Annotated in this window: 17 protein-coding genes and 1 riboswitch; all 17 genes read right to left on the bottom strand. The window is 38.2% G+C overall.

Annotated features, from left to right (window positions below):
* Positions 1-13 precede the first annotated feature (13 nt).
* Entirely contained in the window at positions 14-625 is a 612-nt protein-coding gene (gene cysC / locus ACSVDH_RS11135) for an adenylyl-sulfate kinase (protein ID WP_299087018.1), read from the bottom strand.
* Positions 626-638: 13 nt separating this feature from the next.
* On the bottom strand, positions 639-1,778 hold the full coding sequence (gene sat, locus ACSVDH_RS11130; protein ID WP_439249443.1) for a sulfate adenylyltransferase: 1,140 nt from the start codon (positions 1,776-1,778) through the stop codon (positions 639-641).
* Between the two features lie 41 nt (positions 1,779-1,819).
* A complete protein-coding gene (gene cysP / locus ACSVDH_RS11125; RefSeq protein ID WP_439249442.1) occupies positions 1,820-2,887 on the bottom strand; it encodes a sulfate permease in 1,068 nt (355 codons plus the stop codon).
* Between the two features lie 13 nt (positions 2,888-2,900).
* Positions 2,901-3,605 carry a phosphoadenylyl-sulfate reductase gene (locus ACSVDH_RS11120; RefSeq protein WP_439249441.1) on the bottom strand — a complete coding sequence of 235 codons (705 nt, stop codon included), beginning with the start codon at positions 3,603-3,605 and terminating at the stop codon, positions 2,901-2,903.
* A gap of 238 nt (positions 3,606-3,843) precedes the next feature.
* Positions 3,844-3,951, bottom strand: a riboswitch (SAM riboswitch).
* Between the two features lie 307 nt (positions 3,952-4,258).
* A complete protein-coding gene (locus ACSVDH_RS11115; RefSeq protein WP_366945105.1) occupies positions 4,259-4,834 on the bottom strand; it encodes a thioredoxin family protein in 576 nt (191 codons plus the stop codon).
* A 169-nt stretch (positions 4,835-5,003) separates the two neighbouring features.
* Positions 5,004-5,636, bottom strand: a complete 633-nt coding sequence (gene pyrE, locus ACSVDH_RS11110; RefSeq protein ID WP_299087010.1) for an orotate phosphoribosyltransferase — start codon at positions 5,634-5,636, stop codon at positions 5,004-5,006.
* Between the two features lie 4 nt (positions 5,637-5,640).
* Positions 5,641-6,351: an orotidine-5'-phosphate decarboxylase gene (gene pyrF / locus ACSVDH_RS11105; protein WP_439249440.1), complete on the bottom strand. Its 711-nt coding sequence runs from the start codon at positions 6,349-6,351 to the stop codon at positions 5,641-5,643.
* Complete coding sequence (locus ACSVDH_RS11100) at positions 6,348-7,256, bottom strand: dihydroorotate dehydrogenase (protein ID WP_439249439.1); 909 nt, start codon at positions 7,254-7,256, stop codon at positions 6,348-6,350. Before ACSVDH_RS11100 ends, pyrF begins: the two co-directional genes overlap by 4 nt.
* A gap of 2 nt (positions 7,257-7,258) precedes the next feature.
* On the bottom strand, positions 7,259-8,038 hold the full coding sequence (locus tag ACSVDH_RS11095; RefSeq protein WP_439249438.1) for a dihydroorotate dehydrogenase electron transfer subunit: 780 nt from the start codon (positions 8,036-8,038) through the stop codon (positions 7,259-7,261).
* Complete coding sequence (gene carB / locus ACSVDH_RS11090; protein ID WP_299087004.1) at positions 8,035-11,247, bottom strand: carbamoyl-phosphate synthase large subunit; 3,213 nt, start codon at positions 11,245-11,247, stop codon at positions 8,035-8,037. Before carB ends, ACSVDH_RS11095 begins: the two co-directional genes overlap by 4 nt.
* Positions 11,247-12,332, bottom strand: a complete 1,086-nt coding sequence (locus ACSVDH_RS11085; protein ID WP_439249437.1) for a carbamoyl phosphate synthase small subunit — start codon at positions 12,330-12,332, stop codon at positions 11,247-11,249. Before ACSVDH_RS11085 ends, carB begins: the two co-directional genes overlap by 1 nt.
* Positions 12,329-13,615: a dihydroorotase gene (gene pyrC, locus ACSVDH_RS11080; RefSeq protein WP_439249436.1), complete on the bottom strand. Its 1,287-nt coding sequence runs from the start codon at positions 13,613-13,615 to the stop codon at positions 12,329-12,331. The genes ACSVDH_RS11085 and pyrC overlap by 4 nt, the downstream gene beginning before the upstream one ends.
* The gene (locus tag ACSVDH_RS11075; protein WP_439249435.1) at positions 13,599-14,516 is read right to left on the bottom strand and encodes an aspartate carbamoyltransferase catalytic subunit; all 918 of its coding nucleotides are present in this window, start codon (positions 14,514-14,516) and stop codon (positions 13,599-13,601) included. Before ACSVDH_RS11075 ends, pyrC begins: the two co-directional genes overlap by 17 nt.
* 151 nt (positions 14,517-14,667) lie before the next feature.
* Positions 14,668-15,897 carry a solute carrier family 23 protein gene (locus tag ACSVDH_RS11070; RefSeq protein ID WP_439249796.1) on the bottom strand — a complete coding sequence of 410 codons (1,230 nt, stop codon included), beginning with the start codon at positions 15,895-15,897 and terminating at the stop codon, positions 14,668-14,670.
* A 236-nt stretch (positions 15,898-16,133) separates the two neighbouring features.
* Positions 16,134-16,676, bottom strand: coding sequence for a bifunctional pyr operon transcriptional regulator/uracil phosphoribosyltransferase PyrR (gene pyrR / locus ACSVDH_RS11065; protein ID WP_299086994.1), 543 nt, complete (start codon positions 16,674-16,676; stop codon positions 16,134-16,136).
* A gap of 216 nt (positions 16,677-16,892) precedes the next feature.
* Entirely contained in the window at positions 16,893-17,807 is a 915-nt protein-coding gene (locus ACSVDH_RS11060) for an RluA family pseudouridine synthase (RefSeq protein WP_299086992.1), read from the bottom strand.
* Positions 17,808-18,275 (bottom strand): signal peptidase II, encoded by a 468-nt coding sequence (gene lspA, locus ACSVDH_RS11055; protein ID WP_439249434.1) that lies wholly within the window; start codon positions 18,273-18,275, stop codon positions 17,808-17,810.
* Positions 18,276-18,337: the final 62 nt, after the last annotated feature.

Raw genomic sequence — 18,337 nt, 5'->3', positions numbered from 1 at the left:
TAAACGGCCCATATTAGGAAAGGTTTTGGTTAATTAATCTCTTTTCAAAAAGAAAATCTACAATTTGTTTAACAGATTCCTCAACAGTCTGTTTTTCTGTATCTACAATAATAGCAGGATTTTCAGGTTCCTCATATGGTGAATCAATACCTGTGAAGTGTTTAATTTCATTGTTTCTAGCTTTTTTATATAAACCTTTCGGATCACGAATTTCACATTCATCTAATGAGCATTTCACATACACTTCAAAAAATTCATTTTCATCAAGAATGTCTCTAACTTGTTGTCTATCCTCGCGGAACGGAGAAATAAAGGCAGTTAATACGATCTGACCGCTATCAACAAATAACTTTGACACTTCACCAATACGGCGAATGTTTTCTTTACGATCCTCATCTGTAAAGCCCAAATCTTTATTTAACCCATGTCTGATATTATCCCCATCAAGAACATAGGTTTGAATGTTTTCATTAAATAAATGTCTTGCAAGTGCGTTAGCTAATGTTGATTTCCCTGATCCTGAAAGACCTGTAAACCATAGTACATAGCTTTGATAATTATTTTTCTTTCTTCTTTCTTCTTTTGTGACAGATGCATCATGCCACACGACGTTTTTCGATGCCATCCTAGGTGACCTCCTATGAATTTACAGTTTCTTTCATACCTTTAATTAACACTTCAACAACTTCTTTACGGCTAAATGTGCTTGGAGGAAGTTCCCCGTTGCGAAGCATCTCACGAACTTTTGTACCTGATAAAATCACGCGATCTTCTTTACCATGCGGACATGTTTTTGAAGATGCCATTGCCTCACATTTCGTGCAATAGAAGCTGTGCTCAAAGAATAAAGGTGTAATCCCTAATTCATCAGCTGTAAAATTAGAGAATATTTTTTGTGCATCGTACGTACCATAATAATCACCAACACCAGCATGGTCTCTTCCAACAATGAAATGTGTGCAGCCATAGTTTTTGCGAACCATTGCGTGGAAAATGGCTTCACGAGGTCCAGCATAGCGCATTGCAGCAGGAAAAACTGCTAAGCGAACACGGTCTTGCGGATAATAGTTTTTCAATAATACTTGATAGCTTTCCATACGGATATGTGCTGGAATATCATCCGATTTTGTTTCCCCAACTAATGGATTTAGGAATAGTCCATCAACTGTTTCTAAAGCCGTTTTTTGGATGTATTCATGTGCACGGTGTACCGGATTACGAGTTTGGAAACCAACGATTGTTTTCCAGTTTAATTCCGCAAACATTGCTCTTGTTTCATTTGGATCAAAATAAAATTCCGCAAATTTCTTTTCTGGACGCTTAACAAGCGTAATTTCGCCACCAACATATACATTGCCGCGTTCAAACATTTTTCTCACACCTGGGTGAGCCAGTTCATCTGTACGATAAACATTGATAGCCTCTTTTTGTTTATCAGGAGTATAAATGTCTGCAATATTAATTGTGCCATATGTTACATTACCTGCTACAAGGCGTACTTCTTCACCGATTTCAAGCGACTCAGCTTTTTCTTCAGAAACTGGTAACGTAATTGGAATACTCCATACACACCCATTTTTTAGTTTCATGTTTTCAACAACAGATTCATAATCCTCTTGCGTTAAAAAGCCTTCAATTGGGCTGTATGCACCTATCGCGATTAACTCTAAGTCACTTAAAGAAGTCGCATCAAGTTCAATTTCCTTCTTGATGTGCGATACATCTGCTCCTAAAGATTGTTTTTGAATTAATGTTCCTCCGTGTGGAAGTAAGCTCATTTTCATGTCCTCCAATTCTATAATTGAAACTTTTATAGGGATTAAATCCCTCCACCTTCTTCATGCACTGTACGACGTTCTTGTTTGCTTGCTTTCATTAAGCTTAATGCACCAATTGTTGCAAGCAAGAGACTGCCTAACACAAAGATTGTATATAAATCACTTTCAATAAATAACTTCACTAGGAAATATGACATTGTTAGTGATATAAGTGGCGAAATCAACCATACCATTAACATGTTTTTCACAATTTTTTGCTGAAACACATTTGTACCCGATTTTGCGATGCCTATTCCTAAAATCGAGGAGGTTGTAATCTGAGTTAGCGGGACAGGCATGCCAAAAATTGAAGCAATAATTACCAATGTGGCGCCAGTTCCAGAAATTAATATCCCCTCAATTTTTGTAAAGCTCGTAATTTTCTTTCCATTTGTTTCAAGCACTCTTTTTCCTAAAATAAGTGCACCTAGCGCAACGAATATGCCGCCAATCAATGTCCCCTTTGAAACAGAAAGAATTTGTGCACTGACTAATGGTCCAACTGCATTCGCTACATTATTCATACCAGCTGAAAAAGCTTCAAAGAAACCTGCCATGATTAGAAGATACGTAATAATCTTCCCTTGAAACGAATATTTAGCCTCTAAATGAAAATAATGTAACACCTTAATAAAGATATATGCAATTAAAAACGCAATGATTGGAATAATGACCCAAAATAAGACAATCCATAGCAGATTGTTGACAAATAATACTCGATAAGCAATACCTACACCAACAACTGCCCCAACTGTGACCTCACTAGTAGAAAGTGGGATTCCTAATATATTAGCTAAAAACAGTGAAAAGGTAGCGGAAAAAAGAATGATGACAACAATTTTTATTGTGATAAGTGATGTTGGTATAATTCCTGAACTTATCGTTTTAACAACCTCTCCCCCGCCAATAACAGCACCCAAGATAACACCTATCCCACATAGGATCAGCGCGTTCCTTGGACGTAAAATCGCACCAGAACCATATGCAATTCCCATTGATGCAGCAGCACCGCTTGCACCAATGTTCATTGCAAAAAAGAGGCTGATAACGATAGCAATGATCTCTAACATCGTTTATAACCCCCTACTGATGGAGGCCGCATTCTGTTTTCATTTGCCCAGTCCATCTGCCAGATCTTAAATCATTTTCATCAAAAGCAGGCTTTGTGCAATGAAAACAACCGATGCTTGGATATCCCCTGTCATGTAATGGATTATAGATTAAATCGTTTTTATGAACGTATCTCCATACATCCTTCCACGTCCAATGAATAAGCGGGCAAACCTTTACTGAATGGAAGCGTTCATCCTTGTTAATAAAATTAACATGTTTTCTTGTTTCTGATTGTTCACGTCTAAGACCAGAAATCCATGCTGTTGCTCCTTGTAATGTCTCATTTAAAGGGATAATTTTACGGATATTGCAGCATTTATTCGGATCTGTTTCCCAAAGCTTATCACCAAATTCTTGAGCTTGTTCTTCTAATGTAAGCTTTGGCTTTTTTAATTCAATATTAAGCAGGGGATACTTTTCCTTTACCTTATCAATTAGCTCATATGTTTCCTTAAAATGAACATCTGTGTCTAAAAAAACAATTTTCGCATCCGGTTTTACTTTAGAAATTAAATCGATTAAAACAATTCCTTCAATACCAAAACTGCAAGCATAAATAATTTCTTCTCCATAGTGGTCATATGCCCAATTTAAAACATTTAGTGCACCTTTATAGGTGTCGTCAACTTCAAAATTCTCGTTGCTTACTTCAACCCAATTCTCATAAGTTAGCATATTATTCACCTCTTTCTTTGTAACTAAAATACTTCAGTTTCAAAACCCTTTATTCACACATTAATAGTCGGAATTAAATTCGAAGACCAACCAATATAGTATGAATTATACACGAAATTTTTATTATGACAATCATTAAGTATTGCCAATCATCGGCTATTTTCCTTTGAACTCTCCTTACTATATAAATCTAGTTTTTAAAAAGCCTCCCGAGCAGAAGACTTTTAAGGACGATCTACACTTATCCTCCCAAATTCGTATAGATTTGGCTGGAATTAGCACCTTGCTCTTACAGCAGGTTGCCGGGCTTCACAGGGCCAGATCCCTTCACCACTCTTGATAAGAACTATGCTATTGATTCAAAATTTTAACACAATTCTTGCAAAAGTCAACCCGACTTTTTCCATCGGATTAATTAATTCATATTTTTTTATCATTCCCTCAAATTCCTTAACAATTTAGACAAATTTAACTTCTCTTGTTTACTCATGAAAGTATAGGTTATATATATACAAAAAACAAAAAAGCGTACTTTGTTCATTACTATTTTTTGCCTGAATCTTAACCAATCTGAGAATATTTAATGTTCTTCAAAAAGTTATCTCCAACCAAAAGAAGCAGGGTTTGATAAACTACCCTGCTTCTTTAAAATATTAATGATGGAGATCCTTTCCTTTAAGTTGGGTTATGATGCTGTATGAGATTGTCTCCCATATTGACTCATCATTTAAATAAGCGTTTCTGAATTTGCTATACATCTCCATTTGTTTTTCTTTAAAATCCGGTGCATCATTTTCTGGCAATGCTCCTCTTTCTTGATCTACCAACTTTTGAATTTTTTGAGCTCTTGGTCCCCAAACTGCTTTTTCCTCACCGTTTTGATCAATAAATATATAGATAGGGATCGCTCTGGATGTTCCATTTGTTAAATATTGGTCCATCAACTCTAGATTTTGATCCCTTAGTAAAAAACGTACTTCCATATTTGAAGCTTCTGCTATTTTCATAAGGATTGGATTATTAACAAGTGCATCTCCGCACCAATCCTCAGTCAAGGCAATCACTTTAAGTTGTTTTCCTTGTAGCTTTTCTAAAAAAGCAAGATCGTCTTCATTTAACGTAAAACGATCATAGATAGAAAGCATTTCTTCTTTATTAATTGTCATCTGATTCGAATATCGTTCAAAAGTAATCCCCTTTGAAAACCAGTCATGTAAATTTATGCTCACTTTTTCCACCCCATTAGTTATTATTTATTTCTTAAAAATAAAGCTATCAAATTTCGATTATAGAAGCCAGCAATAAGCTTGTTATTACTTTGCAAAAAAAGAGACTAGTCAACTAAAGGGTATTCTAGCCTTTAGAGACAGTCTCTTACCAATAACACAGCTTAACTATTTAATTTTGTAACCAAGCTTCTGAAGCAGGATTTTCTCTCCACATTTTTAGCTTGTTAAGGTCTTGTTCACCAACATAGCCTTCTTTAACAGCCACTTCAATTAGTGTTTCATAGTCACATAATGACTTTGCTTCGACATTTGCCTCAGCTAGGCGTTCTGAACCAACAGAGAGACCATAAGTAAAGATGGATACAATGCCAAGTACTTCACAGCCGGCAGCACGCAGCGCTTCAACTGCAGTAATTGCACTTCCCCCAGTTGAAATTAGATCCTCTACAACCACAACTTTTTGATTTTCCTTTACTTGTCCTTCTATTTGGTTACCTTTACCATGTCCCTTTGCCTTGCTACGCACATAACACATAGGCAGATTTAATAGATCGCTCACCCATGCTGCATGTGGAATGCCTGCAGTAGCCGTTCCTGCAATCACTTCTACCTCGGAAAAATGCTCGTTAATTAATCCTGTAAGTCCTTCAGCTATTTGTTTACGAATTTCAGGAAAGGATAGTGTGAGACGGTTATCACAGTAAATAGGCGATTTCATTCCGCTTGACCATGTAAATGGATCGTTTGGCTGGAGAAAGACCGCCTTGATTTCTAATAATTGTTTTGCAATTGTTTGTTTCATTATCCTATTCCTCCCATAATTTTTTAACGTTCAAATAAGCTTCATATGGATTAGGCTGCTTTGTTATACTTCTTCCAACAACGATGGCAGTAGAACCTAATCGACGCGCAAGATCTGGAGTTGCGATTCTTGTTTGATCATCTGCAGAATCCTCTTTCATACGAATTCCAGGTGTTACTGTCATGAAGGATCTGCCAAGTTTTTCATTAAGTATTTCGACCTCATGTGTTGAGCAAACAACACCATCTAGTCCGCTTTCTTTTGCCATTTTTGCATAATGAAGTACAATATTCTCTATGTTTTCATTTATTAACAATTCTTTATCGACCATCTCTTGTGATGTACTTGTTAGTTGTGTTACGGCAATACATGCAGGACGCTGTTTCCCTGCTGGTGTTCCAGCATCCAACCCTGCAATTGCCGCTTCCATCATCTTTTTTCCGCCTGCGGCATGGACATTAACAAGGTCAACATCAAGTTTTGCCAAGCCTTGCATTGCCTGTTTTACTGTATTTGGTATATCATGCAGCTTTAAATCCAAGAAAATATAATGTCCGCGTTGCTTTAAATAGGAGATGATCTGGGGACCTTCCTGATAGAATAGCTCCATGCCTACTTTTACAAATAGCTTTTCATCATGAAAATGATTCAAAAACTCCTCGACTTCTGAACGGTCCTTGAAATCAAGGGCAATTATTAGCGGTCTTAAGTTCATGATTTCCAGCTCCTTCCGATACATTCTGTCACATGCTCAAAGCCTAGCTCTTTTAATCTGTTAGGGAGCTGATTGATGATTTCCGGGCATACAAACGGGTTAACAAAATTAGCCGTTCCAACAGCAACCGCGCTTGCACCAGCATATAAAAATTCAATGACATCATCTACAGTTTGAACACCGCCCATTCCGATAATTGGAATGTTGACAGCTTGACTTACTTCATAAACCATTCTAATCGCAACCGGCTTAATCGCTGGCCCTGACAAGCCCCCTGTTTTATTAGCAATAACAGGTCTACCTGTTTTTATATCTATTCTCATTCCGATCAGCGTATTGATCATTGTTAAACCGTCAGCACCGGCCTGTTCAATGGCTTTTGCCATATCAACGATGTTTGCCACATTAGGTGAAAGCTTAACATAGACAGGAACAGCTGAAACAGCTTTTACGGCTCTCGTTAACTCAGCAGCAACCTCCGGAATTGTACCGAACGCTATCCCCCCTGTTTTAACATTCGGGCAAGAAATATTTAATTCAAGAGCATGAACATTTTTTGACTGGCTGATTTTTTCAGCAACGTATACATAGTCATCAATTTGTGACCCAGCAACATTTGCAATAATCGGCAAATCAAATTGCTCAAGCCATACAAGCTCTTCCGAAACCACTTTTTCTACCCCGGGATTTTGAAGTCCGATGGCGTTTAACATACCTGCTTCTGTTTCCGCAACACGAGGTGTCGGATTCCCAAAGCGCGGTTCCTGAGTGCTTGCTTTAATCATAATAGACCCCAGTTGGCTTAAATCATAAAGCTTGCTATATTCTCTTCCAAAGCCGAAGCAGCCGGATGCTGGCATGATTGGATTCTTAAGGTTTAAACCAGGTAAGCTAACTTGCAACATGATTATAAAACCACCTCTCCGGCCTTAAACACAGGACCATCACTACATACTTTTTTATAGCTTGTACCAGTTGGATCATCACCAGTGTGACATACGCATGCGAAACAAGCACCAATGCCGCACCCCATTCTTTCTTCCAGTGATAAAAATAATGGTTTATGTCCATAAAATCTTTCAAGTGCTTTAAGCATTGGCGTTGGTCCGCAAGTAAACATCGTATCAAATTGTACGCCATAGTCTTTAATTGCATCTGTTACAAATCCTTGATAGCCATATGAGCCATCATCAGTTGAGATGATTGTTTGTCCAAGTTCTGAAAATTCTTTTTCAAGAAAAACTGCAGCTTTTGTTTGAAAGCCTAATACATGCTTAACAGAAACCCCTTTTGCAACAAATTGCCTTGATAATTCAAGTAAAGGAGGAACACCAATGCCTCCGCCAACTAATAGCGCTGCTTGTCCGCTGTCTATGACATCTATTGGAAAACCATTGCCTAATGGACCTAATACATCAACAATGTCATCAGGTTTCTTTTTTGAAAGGAGCTGTGTACCAGCTCCTTCTGCTCTGTAAATCATTGTAAATGTTTGTTGTTCTTTATTGATTTCAGAAATGCTGATCGGTCTTCTTAAAAGTGGTGTAGATCCTTCCGTTACTTTGAGGTGAACGAATTGACCAGGATTACCCATTTCTGCTACAAGCTCACCTTGAAGGGTCAGCTGAAAAATTTGTTCGGCAATTTTCTCATGCTTTGTCACGACCATCAGCTCTTGTTTAATCACGTTAAGCTCACCTCAAGCTGTTTTTTAATCTTTGGCATTGTATCAGTAGAGAATGTCATAGATTCAAGGACACGTAAAATCGCAACAGCCGTATCGAGTGATGTTAAGCATGGGATGCCATTTTCAACTGATTCACGGCGGATTTTAAAGCCGTCTCTAGCTGGTTGTTTGCCTTTTGTCAGTGTATTAATCACAAATTGCGCTTCACCTTTACGAATTACATCAAGTAGATTTGGTTCATCTGTTCCAATTTTGTTTACAACTTTAGCTGGAATATTAAATGATGTTAAATAGTCTGCTGTTCCGCTTGTTGCAAGAATTTGATAGCCAATTTGATGGAATCTCTTTGCGATTTCTAACCCTTCCTCTTTATCTTTATCAGCGATTGTCAGAAGGACTGAACCATGATTTTTAATTTGAATTCCTGATGCGACTAGTGCTTTGTAAAGTGCTTTTTCTAAGGTAATATCTTTCCCCATTACTTCACCGGTTGATTTCATTTCTGGTCCTAACGTAATGTCGACATTGCGAAGCTTTGCGAATGAAAAGACAGGAGCCTTTACATATACACCTTCACTTTCAGGATGTAGACCTGTTTCATATCCTAAGCTGTTCAGCTTTGCACCAAGGATTACTTTTGTTGCAAGGTTCGCCATTGGCACACCGGTAATTTTGCTAAGGAATGGAACGGTACGGCTTGAACGAGGGTTTACCTCAAGTACATACACTTCACCTTTAGATAAAACGAATTGAATGTTTAAAAGCCCTACAATGTTTAAACCTTTAGCAAGTTTTATTGTATAGTCGATAATCTTATTCTTAATTTCCTCAGTTAACGATTGTGGCGGATAAACTGCAATTGAGTCACCAGAATGTACGCCGGCTCGCTCAATATGCTCCATGATTCCAGGGATTAGAACCGTTTCACCATCGGAAATGGCATCAACCTCAATTTCCTTACCTGTTAAATATTTATCGATTAATACTGGATGCTGCGGGTTGATTTTTACCGCATTATGCATGTAATGCAGCAATTCTGCCTCTTGATAAACAATCTCCATTGCACGGCCGCCCAGTACGTATGATGGGCGAACTAAGACTGGATAGCCAATTTTCCCAGCAATTTTTACAGCCTGTTCCACAGATGTAGCTGTTTTCCCAAGCGGCTGCGGAATCTCCAATGATTCAAGTGTTTGTTCAAATTTATCGCGATCTTCTGCACGGTCAAGATCTTCTAAAGTTGTTCCAAGAATTTTAACCCCTCTAGCCTCTAAGTCACTTGCAAGGTTAATCGCCGTTTGACCGCCAAATTGTACGACAACACCTTTTGGCTTTTCTAAATCAATGATGTGCATAACATCTTCGATTGTTAAAGGTTCGAAATAAAGCTTGTCTGAAATACTGAAATCTGTTGAAACTGTTTCAGGATTGTTGTTCACGATAATCGCTTCATAACCTGCTTCTTTTATTGCCCATACTGAATGAACAGTTGCATAATCAAATTCAACCCCTTGTCCAATTCGGATTGGACCTGACCCTAATACAACAACACTTTCTCTATCTGATACAATGGATTCATTTTCGTCTTCAAACGTTCCATAGAAGTAAGGTGTTGCAGATTCAAATTCTGCAGCACAAGTATCAACCATTTTGTACACTGGGATGATATTTGCTTGTTTGCGAAGCTCATACACTTCACGATCATTCGTGTTCCATAAGTTAGCAATAACGGAATCGGCAAATCCCATTTCTTTTGCTTTTTGTAATGTTGTTAACTCGTAAGGATTTTCCTTGATATTCTTTTCAAAAGAAATGATTTTTTCAATTTTCATCAAGAAGAACAAGTCAATTTTGCTCCACTCATGAATTTGTTCTTTTGTTACTCCTCTTCTAAACGCTTCAGCTATATAGAATAAACGCTCATCGCCAGCTTTGCGAATTCTCTTTTCAATTAATTCATCCGTTATGCTCTCTGCATCATTTAAATTCAGATAGTCCACATCTGACTCAAGTGAACGAACCGCTTTTAGTAATGATTCTTCAAGAGTGCGGCCGATCGCCATGACTTCACCAGTTGCTTTCATTTGCGTACCTAGGTGACGATTAGCTGATTCGAATTTATCAAACGGCCAGCGCGGGATTTTTGACACAATGTAATCTAGTGCAGGCTCAAAGCAAGCATATGTTTTGCCTGTTACAGGGTTTTCCATTTCATCAAGTGTTAACCCAACTGCAATTTTTGCCGCCAGTTTAGCAATTGGATAACCAGTTGCCTTCGAAGCCAACGCAGATGAACGGCTTACACGTGGATTTACTTCAATAATATAGTAGTTAAAGCTATCCGGATCTAGGGCAAGCTGAACGTTACATCCGCCTTCAATTTTCAATGCACGAATAATCTTTAGGGAAACATTTCGCAGCATTTGGTATTCACGATCACTTAACGTTTGGCTTGGGGCGAAAACAATGGAATCACCAGTGTGGACGCCAACAGGGTCAAAGTTTTCCATATTACATACAACAATCGCATGATCGTTAGAATCACGCATGACTTCATATTCAATTTCTTTAAATCCAGCAATACTTTTCTCAAGTAGACATTGTGTTACTGGGCTGTTTTTTAAGCCGCTTGTAACGATTTCAACTAACTCTTCCTCGTTATGACAAATCCCGCCGCCGGTTCCGCCTAATGTGTAAGCAGGTCTTACAATCACTGGATAGCCGATTTGCTCAACAAATGCATAGGCTTCTTCAAGATTATGAATGATTTCACTTTCCGGAACCGGCTCGTTTAACTCATTCATTAATGTTCTGAAGAGATCGCGGTCCTCTGCCTGTTTAATAGCAGATAATTTTGTTCCAAGAATTTCAACACCGCATTCTTCTAACACACCAGATTCAGCAAGCTCAACTGCAAGGTTAAGTCCTGTTTGACCACCTAATGTTGGAACTAATGCATCTGGCCGTTCTTTTCGAATGATATTGCTTAAAAATTCCAATGTAAGGGGTTCGATATAAACTTTGTCTGCAATTTCTGTATCTGTCATAATTGTTGCCGGATTTGAGTTAACAAGAACAACCTCGTAGCCCTCTTCTTTTAGTGCGATACATGCTTGTGTTCCCGCATAATCAAATTCTGCTGCTTGACCAATCACAATTGGACCTGAACCGATAACAAGAATTTTATTGATGTCTGTACGTTTTGGCATTATAAAACCCCTTCTTTCTTATTAACTTCTATCATGTCTAAAAATTGATCAAATAACCCGTTTGCATCTTCTGGACCAGGTGAAGCCTCTGGATGATATTGTACTGAAAATGCTGGTGCATGTTTATGTTTTAAGCCCTCTATTGTTCCATCATTTAGAGCTACATGTGTAATTTCTAATTCAGTATTTTTGATTGACTCTACTGTAACTGTATAACTATGGTTTTGTGATGTAATATCAACCTTGCCAGTGCTAAGTTCCTTAACTGGATGGTTTGAACCCCGATGCCCGAACTTCATTTTTTCAGTATCAGCACCGCAAGCTAAAGCAAATAACTGATGACCTAGGCAAATACCAAAGAAAGGAATCTTCCCAATAATACCTTTTATCATTTCGATTGCTTCTGGAACATCCTTTGGATCTCCAGGGCCGTTTGAAAGCATAATTCCGTCAGGTTTTAGTTGTAAAACTTCCTTAGCTGTTACCGAATGTGGAACAACAATGATATCGCAATTTCGTTTATTAAATTCTCTAAGAATGCCATGTTTCATCCCATAATCAACTAAAACTATACGAGGACCTCTACCTGGACTAGGATAAGGAGTTTTAGTTGATACAACTTGCACTTGGTTCCTTGGGAATTCAGTGTCTTTTAGTTTTTTAATAACTTCCTCGGGATTTGCATCAGCCGAACAAATAGCACCTTTCAAAGTCCCATGCATTCTAATAATTCTTGTTAACTTTCGAGTATCTATTCCTGCAATTCCAGGTATATTTTTCATTTTAAAATATTCATCGATTGTATACTCACTTCTCCAGTTAGAAGGATAATCGCAATATTCTTTTACAACAAAACCATTGATAAAAGGAGTGATTGTTTCAAAATCGTCTCGATTAATTCCGTAGTTGCCGATTAATGGATAAGTTAATGTTACAATTTGCCAACAGTATGATGGATCTGATAAAATTTCTTGATAACCTGTCATACCTGTGTTAAATACGACTTCTCCGAATTTTTCTTCATCACTGCCAAATGCTTCACCTAAAAATACTGTTCCATCTTCTAAGATAAGTTGTCTTTTCATATTGTGATGCCTCCTAGTTTCCAAACAATATTTCCATCTACAATTGTTAATGTTGGCCAACCTTTACATGCCCAGCCTGTAAATGGTGTGTTCTTTCCTTTTGATAAGAAGTTTTCTGGATCAATTTTCTCTTCCATTTCTAAATCGATAACCGTTATGTCAGCTGCTTCTCCGACTTTTAGCTGCCCGCCAGGTAATCCAAAAGCCTGTGCTGGTTTAATCGTCAAGAAATCAACGAGTTGTTTTAATGTTAGTTTATTTGTTAGGACAAAATTTGTATATAGTAATGGGAAGGCCGTTTCTAATCCGACGATTCCAAATGGTGCTAACTGCATGCCCTCCGCTTTTTCTTCACTTGTATGTGGTGCATGATCAGTTGCGATAAAATCAATTGTTCCATCAAGCAGCCCTTCGATTAATGCTTCCTGATCAGCCTTCCCTCTTAATGGCGGATTCATTTTGAAATTAGGATCTAGACCTGGAATATCTTCTTCACATAATAAGAGATGATGTGGTGATACTTCAGCAGTTACTTGAATTCCAGCACGTTTTGCGTCTCTCACCACACGGACAGATTCCTTCGTACTAATATGACATACATGGTAGTGACAGCCTGCAGCTTCTGCAAGCAAAATATCTCTTGCGATATGAACAGATTCACATACAGAAGGAATCCCATTAATCCCGTGCTCTTTTGAAAACTTGCCTTCATGAACAGCACCTTTATTAATCAAGGTGTTTTCTTCACAGTGCGCGACAATAGATGCTCCGATTGAAGCCGCCTGTTTCATTGCTTCCAGCATCTTACCTGCTGATTGCACCCCAACACCATCATCAGTAAAGGCAAAAGCCCCTGCTTCTTTTAAAGCTTTAAAGTTCGTCAACTCTTCTCCAAGCTGTCTTGTAGTGATTGATGCATATGGAAGAACCTTTACAACTGCCGTCTCCTTAATTCGATTTTGCAGCCACTCCATTTGCTCCTTTGTATCAGGAACTGGGCGTGTATTTGGCATTGGTGCTATGGTTGTAAAACCACCCTTTGCCGCACTCTTTGTACCAGTTTCAATTGTCTCCTTATGCTCACCGCCCGGCTCTCTTAAATGAACATGTAAATCGATAAAGCCTGTTGATACAAACTGTCCATCTACATTCAAGACTTCATAGCCATCTGCCGTAAGATCATTTCCAATTTCTTTTACAATCCCGTTTTCTATTTTCACATCTGCTTTTTGCAACTCACCAAGCTCATCTAAAATAAATCCATTCTTAAGAATAAATAACATTTCCGTTTACCTCCTGATTATGCTCAATTTGTTGTAAAGCTCTTTTCAATACAGCCATTCTAACGAAAACTCCATTTTCCATCTGTTTAAAGATTCTGGATCGATCACATTCAATTAACGCATCGTCTATCTCTACTCCGCGATTTACAGGGGCTGGATGCATAATGATTGCGTCCTTTTTCATTTGTTTTTCTCTTCCCTTTGTCAAACCATATTGCTGTAAGTAATCATCCGCACTAGCCTTTTGATGATGTCTTTCATGCTGAATTCGAAGCAGCATCACCACATCTGATTTTGTGATTGCTTCATCGATCTCTACATAAGTGCCGTGCGGATTTAAAGGATCCTGCCACTCTGCTGGACCAGAGAACAATACCTTTGCTCCTAGTCTTGTTAATACTTCTGCGTTTGATCTTGCAACACGGCTATGGCGAATATCACCTAGAATGGATACGGTCAAGTCTTGAAACTGTCCAAATTCTTGTTTAATCGTTAATAAATCAAGGAGTGATTGTGTCGGATGATGACCACAGCCATCACCGGCATTTATAATTGGAATCGATACATTACCGATCAAATCCTCAAAAAAATGATCCTCTTGATGTCTAATGACCACTGCATTTGCACCAATAGATTGTAACGTTTTGACGGTATCATATAACGTTTCACCTTTTTGAACACTTGAATGCTCTGCGGTAAAGTTTAAAACCTGAAGGCCAAGTTTCTTTTCGGCTACTTCAAAGCTAAATCTAGTTCTTGTACTTGGTTCAAAGAAGAGATTTGAGACAAATAACATGCTTGTCGGTTTCCAGCCTTTCCCTAATCGGTAGTTTTGAGCATCCTCAAGTATCGAGTAAATTTCCTCATTTGTTAGCTGATTCATTGTCAGCAGGTTTTTCATACCTTAACCACTCCTTTTTTCTTAAAAAAATACCCTGATACTTATCATCAGGGTGTAGAAAGGTAGTGCAAAATTCAGGTATTCATATACCCTGTCTTTGCCTTACACCCTTTTAAGCCTCTCTGGACTTGGATTAAAAGATCTAAGCAAATTATGCTGTTTTATGATTAGTATGTTCTTTATCATAAGGAAGAGCTAGATTTAAAATGATTCCGATGATAGCTGCTAAAGCCATTCCATGTAAATCAAAGTTTTCAAACTTAAGAGTTGCTTCACCAATCCCAATGACTAGTATGACAGAAGAAATAATGAGATTTCGTTTGCTTCCTAAGTTAAGCTTGCTATCAATCATCATTCTAAGTCCTGATGAAGCGATGATCCCGAAGAGAAGGATTGATACACCACCCATTACCGGTGTTGGGATCGTGCTGATAAAGGCAGATATTTTTCCGATGAATCCAAACAATATCGCAAATACCGCTGCACCGGCGATTACATATACGCTGTAAACTCTTGTAATCGCAAGGACCCCGATATTTTCTCCATAAGTCGTATTGGGCGGCCCGCCTATCAGCGCTGCAAGCATTGTTGCCAGCCCATCACCTAATATTGAGCGATGCAGACCAGGCTTTTCAACATAATCTCGGCCAACGACATTTCCTAGTACCAATTGATGTCCGATATGCTCTGAGATCGTAACGACAACTACAGGAACCATTAATAATACGATTTCCAGAGATACAGAAGGTGTGTAATCAATAAATGGTATTACGAAGTCTGGCGCTTGTACCCATTTTGCTTCAGTAACCTTCGAAAAATCAATGATACCGATTGCTAAGGAATAAAGGTAACCTCCAGCAATTCCAATAAGTACCGGGATGAGATTAAAAAATCCTTTTAAAAAGATCGAGCATAAGATTGTGATTAATAATGTTACTAATGCTACTGAAAAGTATTGTAAGCTATATTCACCTGCAGGATCATTTGTTGCCATGTCTACTGCTGTACCAGCTAACCCTAAGCCGATTACGATAATAACGGGTCCCACAACAACCGGTGGAAGGATTTTCATAATCCATTTATGACCTGTAGCTTTTATGATTAATGCAACAATACCATAAACTAAACCTGCTAGGAAGCTCCCTACCATTGCCGCTCCAACACCGCCTGCAGCCTTTGCTACTATAATTGGAGTAATGAATGCAAAGGATGAACCTAGATATGCAGGAACTTGACCTTTTGTTATTAGCAGAAAAGCAATTGTTCCCAATCCGCTGGAGATCAACGCAACAGCCGGATCTAATTCGACAAGATATGGTACTAGGATCGTTGCTCCAAACATCGCAAATAAATGTTGAAAACTTAATGCGAGCCAAGTCATTGGTTTCGGTGTATCTTTAACATCAAGGATAATTTGTTCCTCTTTCACCTAAATACCTCCAGTATGATGAATGTTCGTGTTAGTTATAATGTGTGAAGGAATGATCGTTTTTAACAAAAAACCTCTTTGCTTTTGGGCAAAGAGGTGCATAGAGATCCTATTCTCGCTTAAAAAGCATCCTAGGTCTTTAAGTACCCCTTGAAGCCTCTCTGGACCATCTTTAAAAGGGTGTTTATTTAATTTTCGTGGATTGTCACTTGATCTTGGTTATCTGCTTCACGGAGCTCAACCATAATTTTTTCAGAGCTTGAGGTCGGAATGTTTTTTCCAACATAATCAGCTCTTATTGGCAGTTCACGATGACCTCTGTCAACCAGCACAGCTAGCTGAATATTAGCTGGTCTGCCGATATCAACGAGAGCGTCCATTGCTGCTCTTACTGTTCTTCCTGTATATAATACGTCATCAACTAGTATAACTTTTTGATTTGTTACATCAACAGGAATATCGGAACCCTTTACAAGGGGCTCTAGATCATCTGTCTTTTTTGATAAGTCATCACGATAAAGAGTGATATCAAGCTCACCGATATGGATTTTCTTTCCCTCAATTTGTTCAATGCGGTCCGCGAGCCTTTTCGCTAAATAAATGCCTCGTGTTTTAATCCCTACTAAAACACTATTTTCAATTCCTTTATTTCGTTCAATGATTTCATGTGCAATTCTTGTTAACGCTCTGCGAATTGCTTGTTCATCTAAAACAACAGCTTTTTGCGGCATTTTACAATCTCCTTTCGTTACGTAAGTCTTTAGAAACAAACCTTATAGAAACGAAAAAACCCTCTCACCGTTTTGTGAGAGGGTATACGAAGAGATAGTTGCACTATGTTTAAGCCTAAGCATAGTCAACTTTTCCGTTTTCCTTCTCAGCCTCACGGGACTGTGTTAAAGGTTCTGATTAAGTTAAATTTATTATGACAAACATGTAGAAATGTGTCAACGATTATTTCTTAATTGATTTAATACATCTTCAAATTGCTCTGGAAGCGGTGCTTCAAATTCAAGATACTCCTTCGTACGCGGATGCTCGAAACCTAAAATGCCAGCATGTAATGCCTGTCCATTAATAGAAAGAGTCTTTTTCGGACCATATTTTGGATCCCCGACTAATGGATACCCAATATATTTCATGTGTACGCGAATTTGATGGGTTCTCCCAGTTTCAAGCTGACATTCTACAAATGTATAGTTTTCAAATCGTTCTAATACGTGAAAATGAGTAACCGCTTCTTTACTGCTTTCATTTGTGACGGTCATACTTTGTCGGTCCATTTTATCACGGCCAATCGGAGCGTTGATTGTTCCGTGATCATGGGGGATGCTGCCGTGAACGATTGCTTTATATCTTCTTGTTACCGTTTTATTGACAAGCTGTTCGACTAATGATTCATGTGCCATATCATTTTTTGCCACCATTAATAGCCCTGACGTGTCCTTGTCAATTCGGTGAACAATTCCTGGTCTTAACACACCATTAATACCGGAAAGATCTTGACAATGAGCCATTAAACCATTCACAAGCGTACCGCTCATATGTCCCGGAGCAGGATGAACAACCATCCCTTTCGGTTTATTCACGACTAGAACATCCTGGTCTTCATAATAAATATCAAGATCCATCTCTTCAGCAACAACGTCTAAAGGCTCTGGCTCTGGTATTTCAATGACAATTTTATCATGAAGCTGACATTTATAATTGGTTTTAACTGTTTGCTCATTTACTTTCACAGCACCTTCTTTTATCCAGAGCTGCACTTGAGTACGAGACCATTCTTCATTATAGGATGATAAGTACTTATCGATTCGTTCATTTTGATGCTCTTCACTTACTAGTAATTCAACGATGTCCATTTATGCCTGCTCCTTCTCTTGTTTCCCTTCAAAAAACAACATATGAATAAATAACAAGACAACTCCAATACATAATGATGAATCAGCCACATTAAAAATTGGGAAGTCATAGGTAAAGATATATGTATTAATAAAATCGACAACTTCTTTTCGGAATAAACGGTCAATGAAATTACCAATTGCGCCGCCCAGCATTAATCCAAGCGCAACGCCCATTACCTTATTTTTCTTCGTATATTTTTGAATATAATAGACAATCCCAATAATGACGATCGTTGTTATAATATAAAAGAACCACATTTGTCCTTGCAAGATTCCCCAGGCAGCTCCCCGGTTACGATGTGACGTAATATATAAAAAGTTCTCAATAACCGTAATGCTTTCGCCAAGCTCCATCTTTTTAACAATTAGCCATTTTGTTATTTGGTCAATTACAATTATGATTGCTGCAATAAGATAATAAAACACTACTTTCCCCCCAACTTCTTGCTTTTTCTCTTCATTTTGCGTTTTTGTCCTTTTGAATTGTA

The organism is Metabacillus sp. Hm71 (assembly GCF_051842955.2).
GTDB lineage: Bacteria > Bacillota > Bacilli > Bacillales > Bacillaceae > Metabacillus.
Note: the sequence above shows the minus strand (reverse complement) of the source record. Positions and strands in the feature narration are given on the sequence as shown.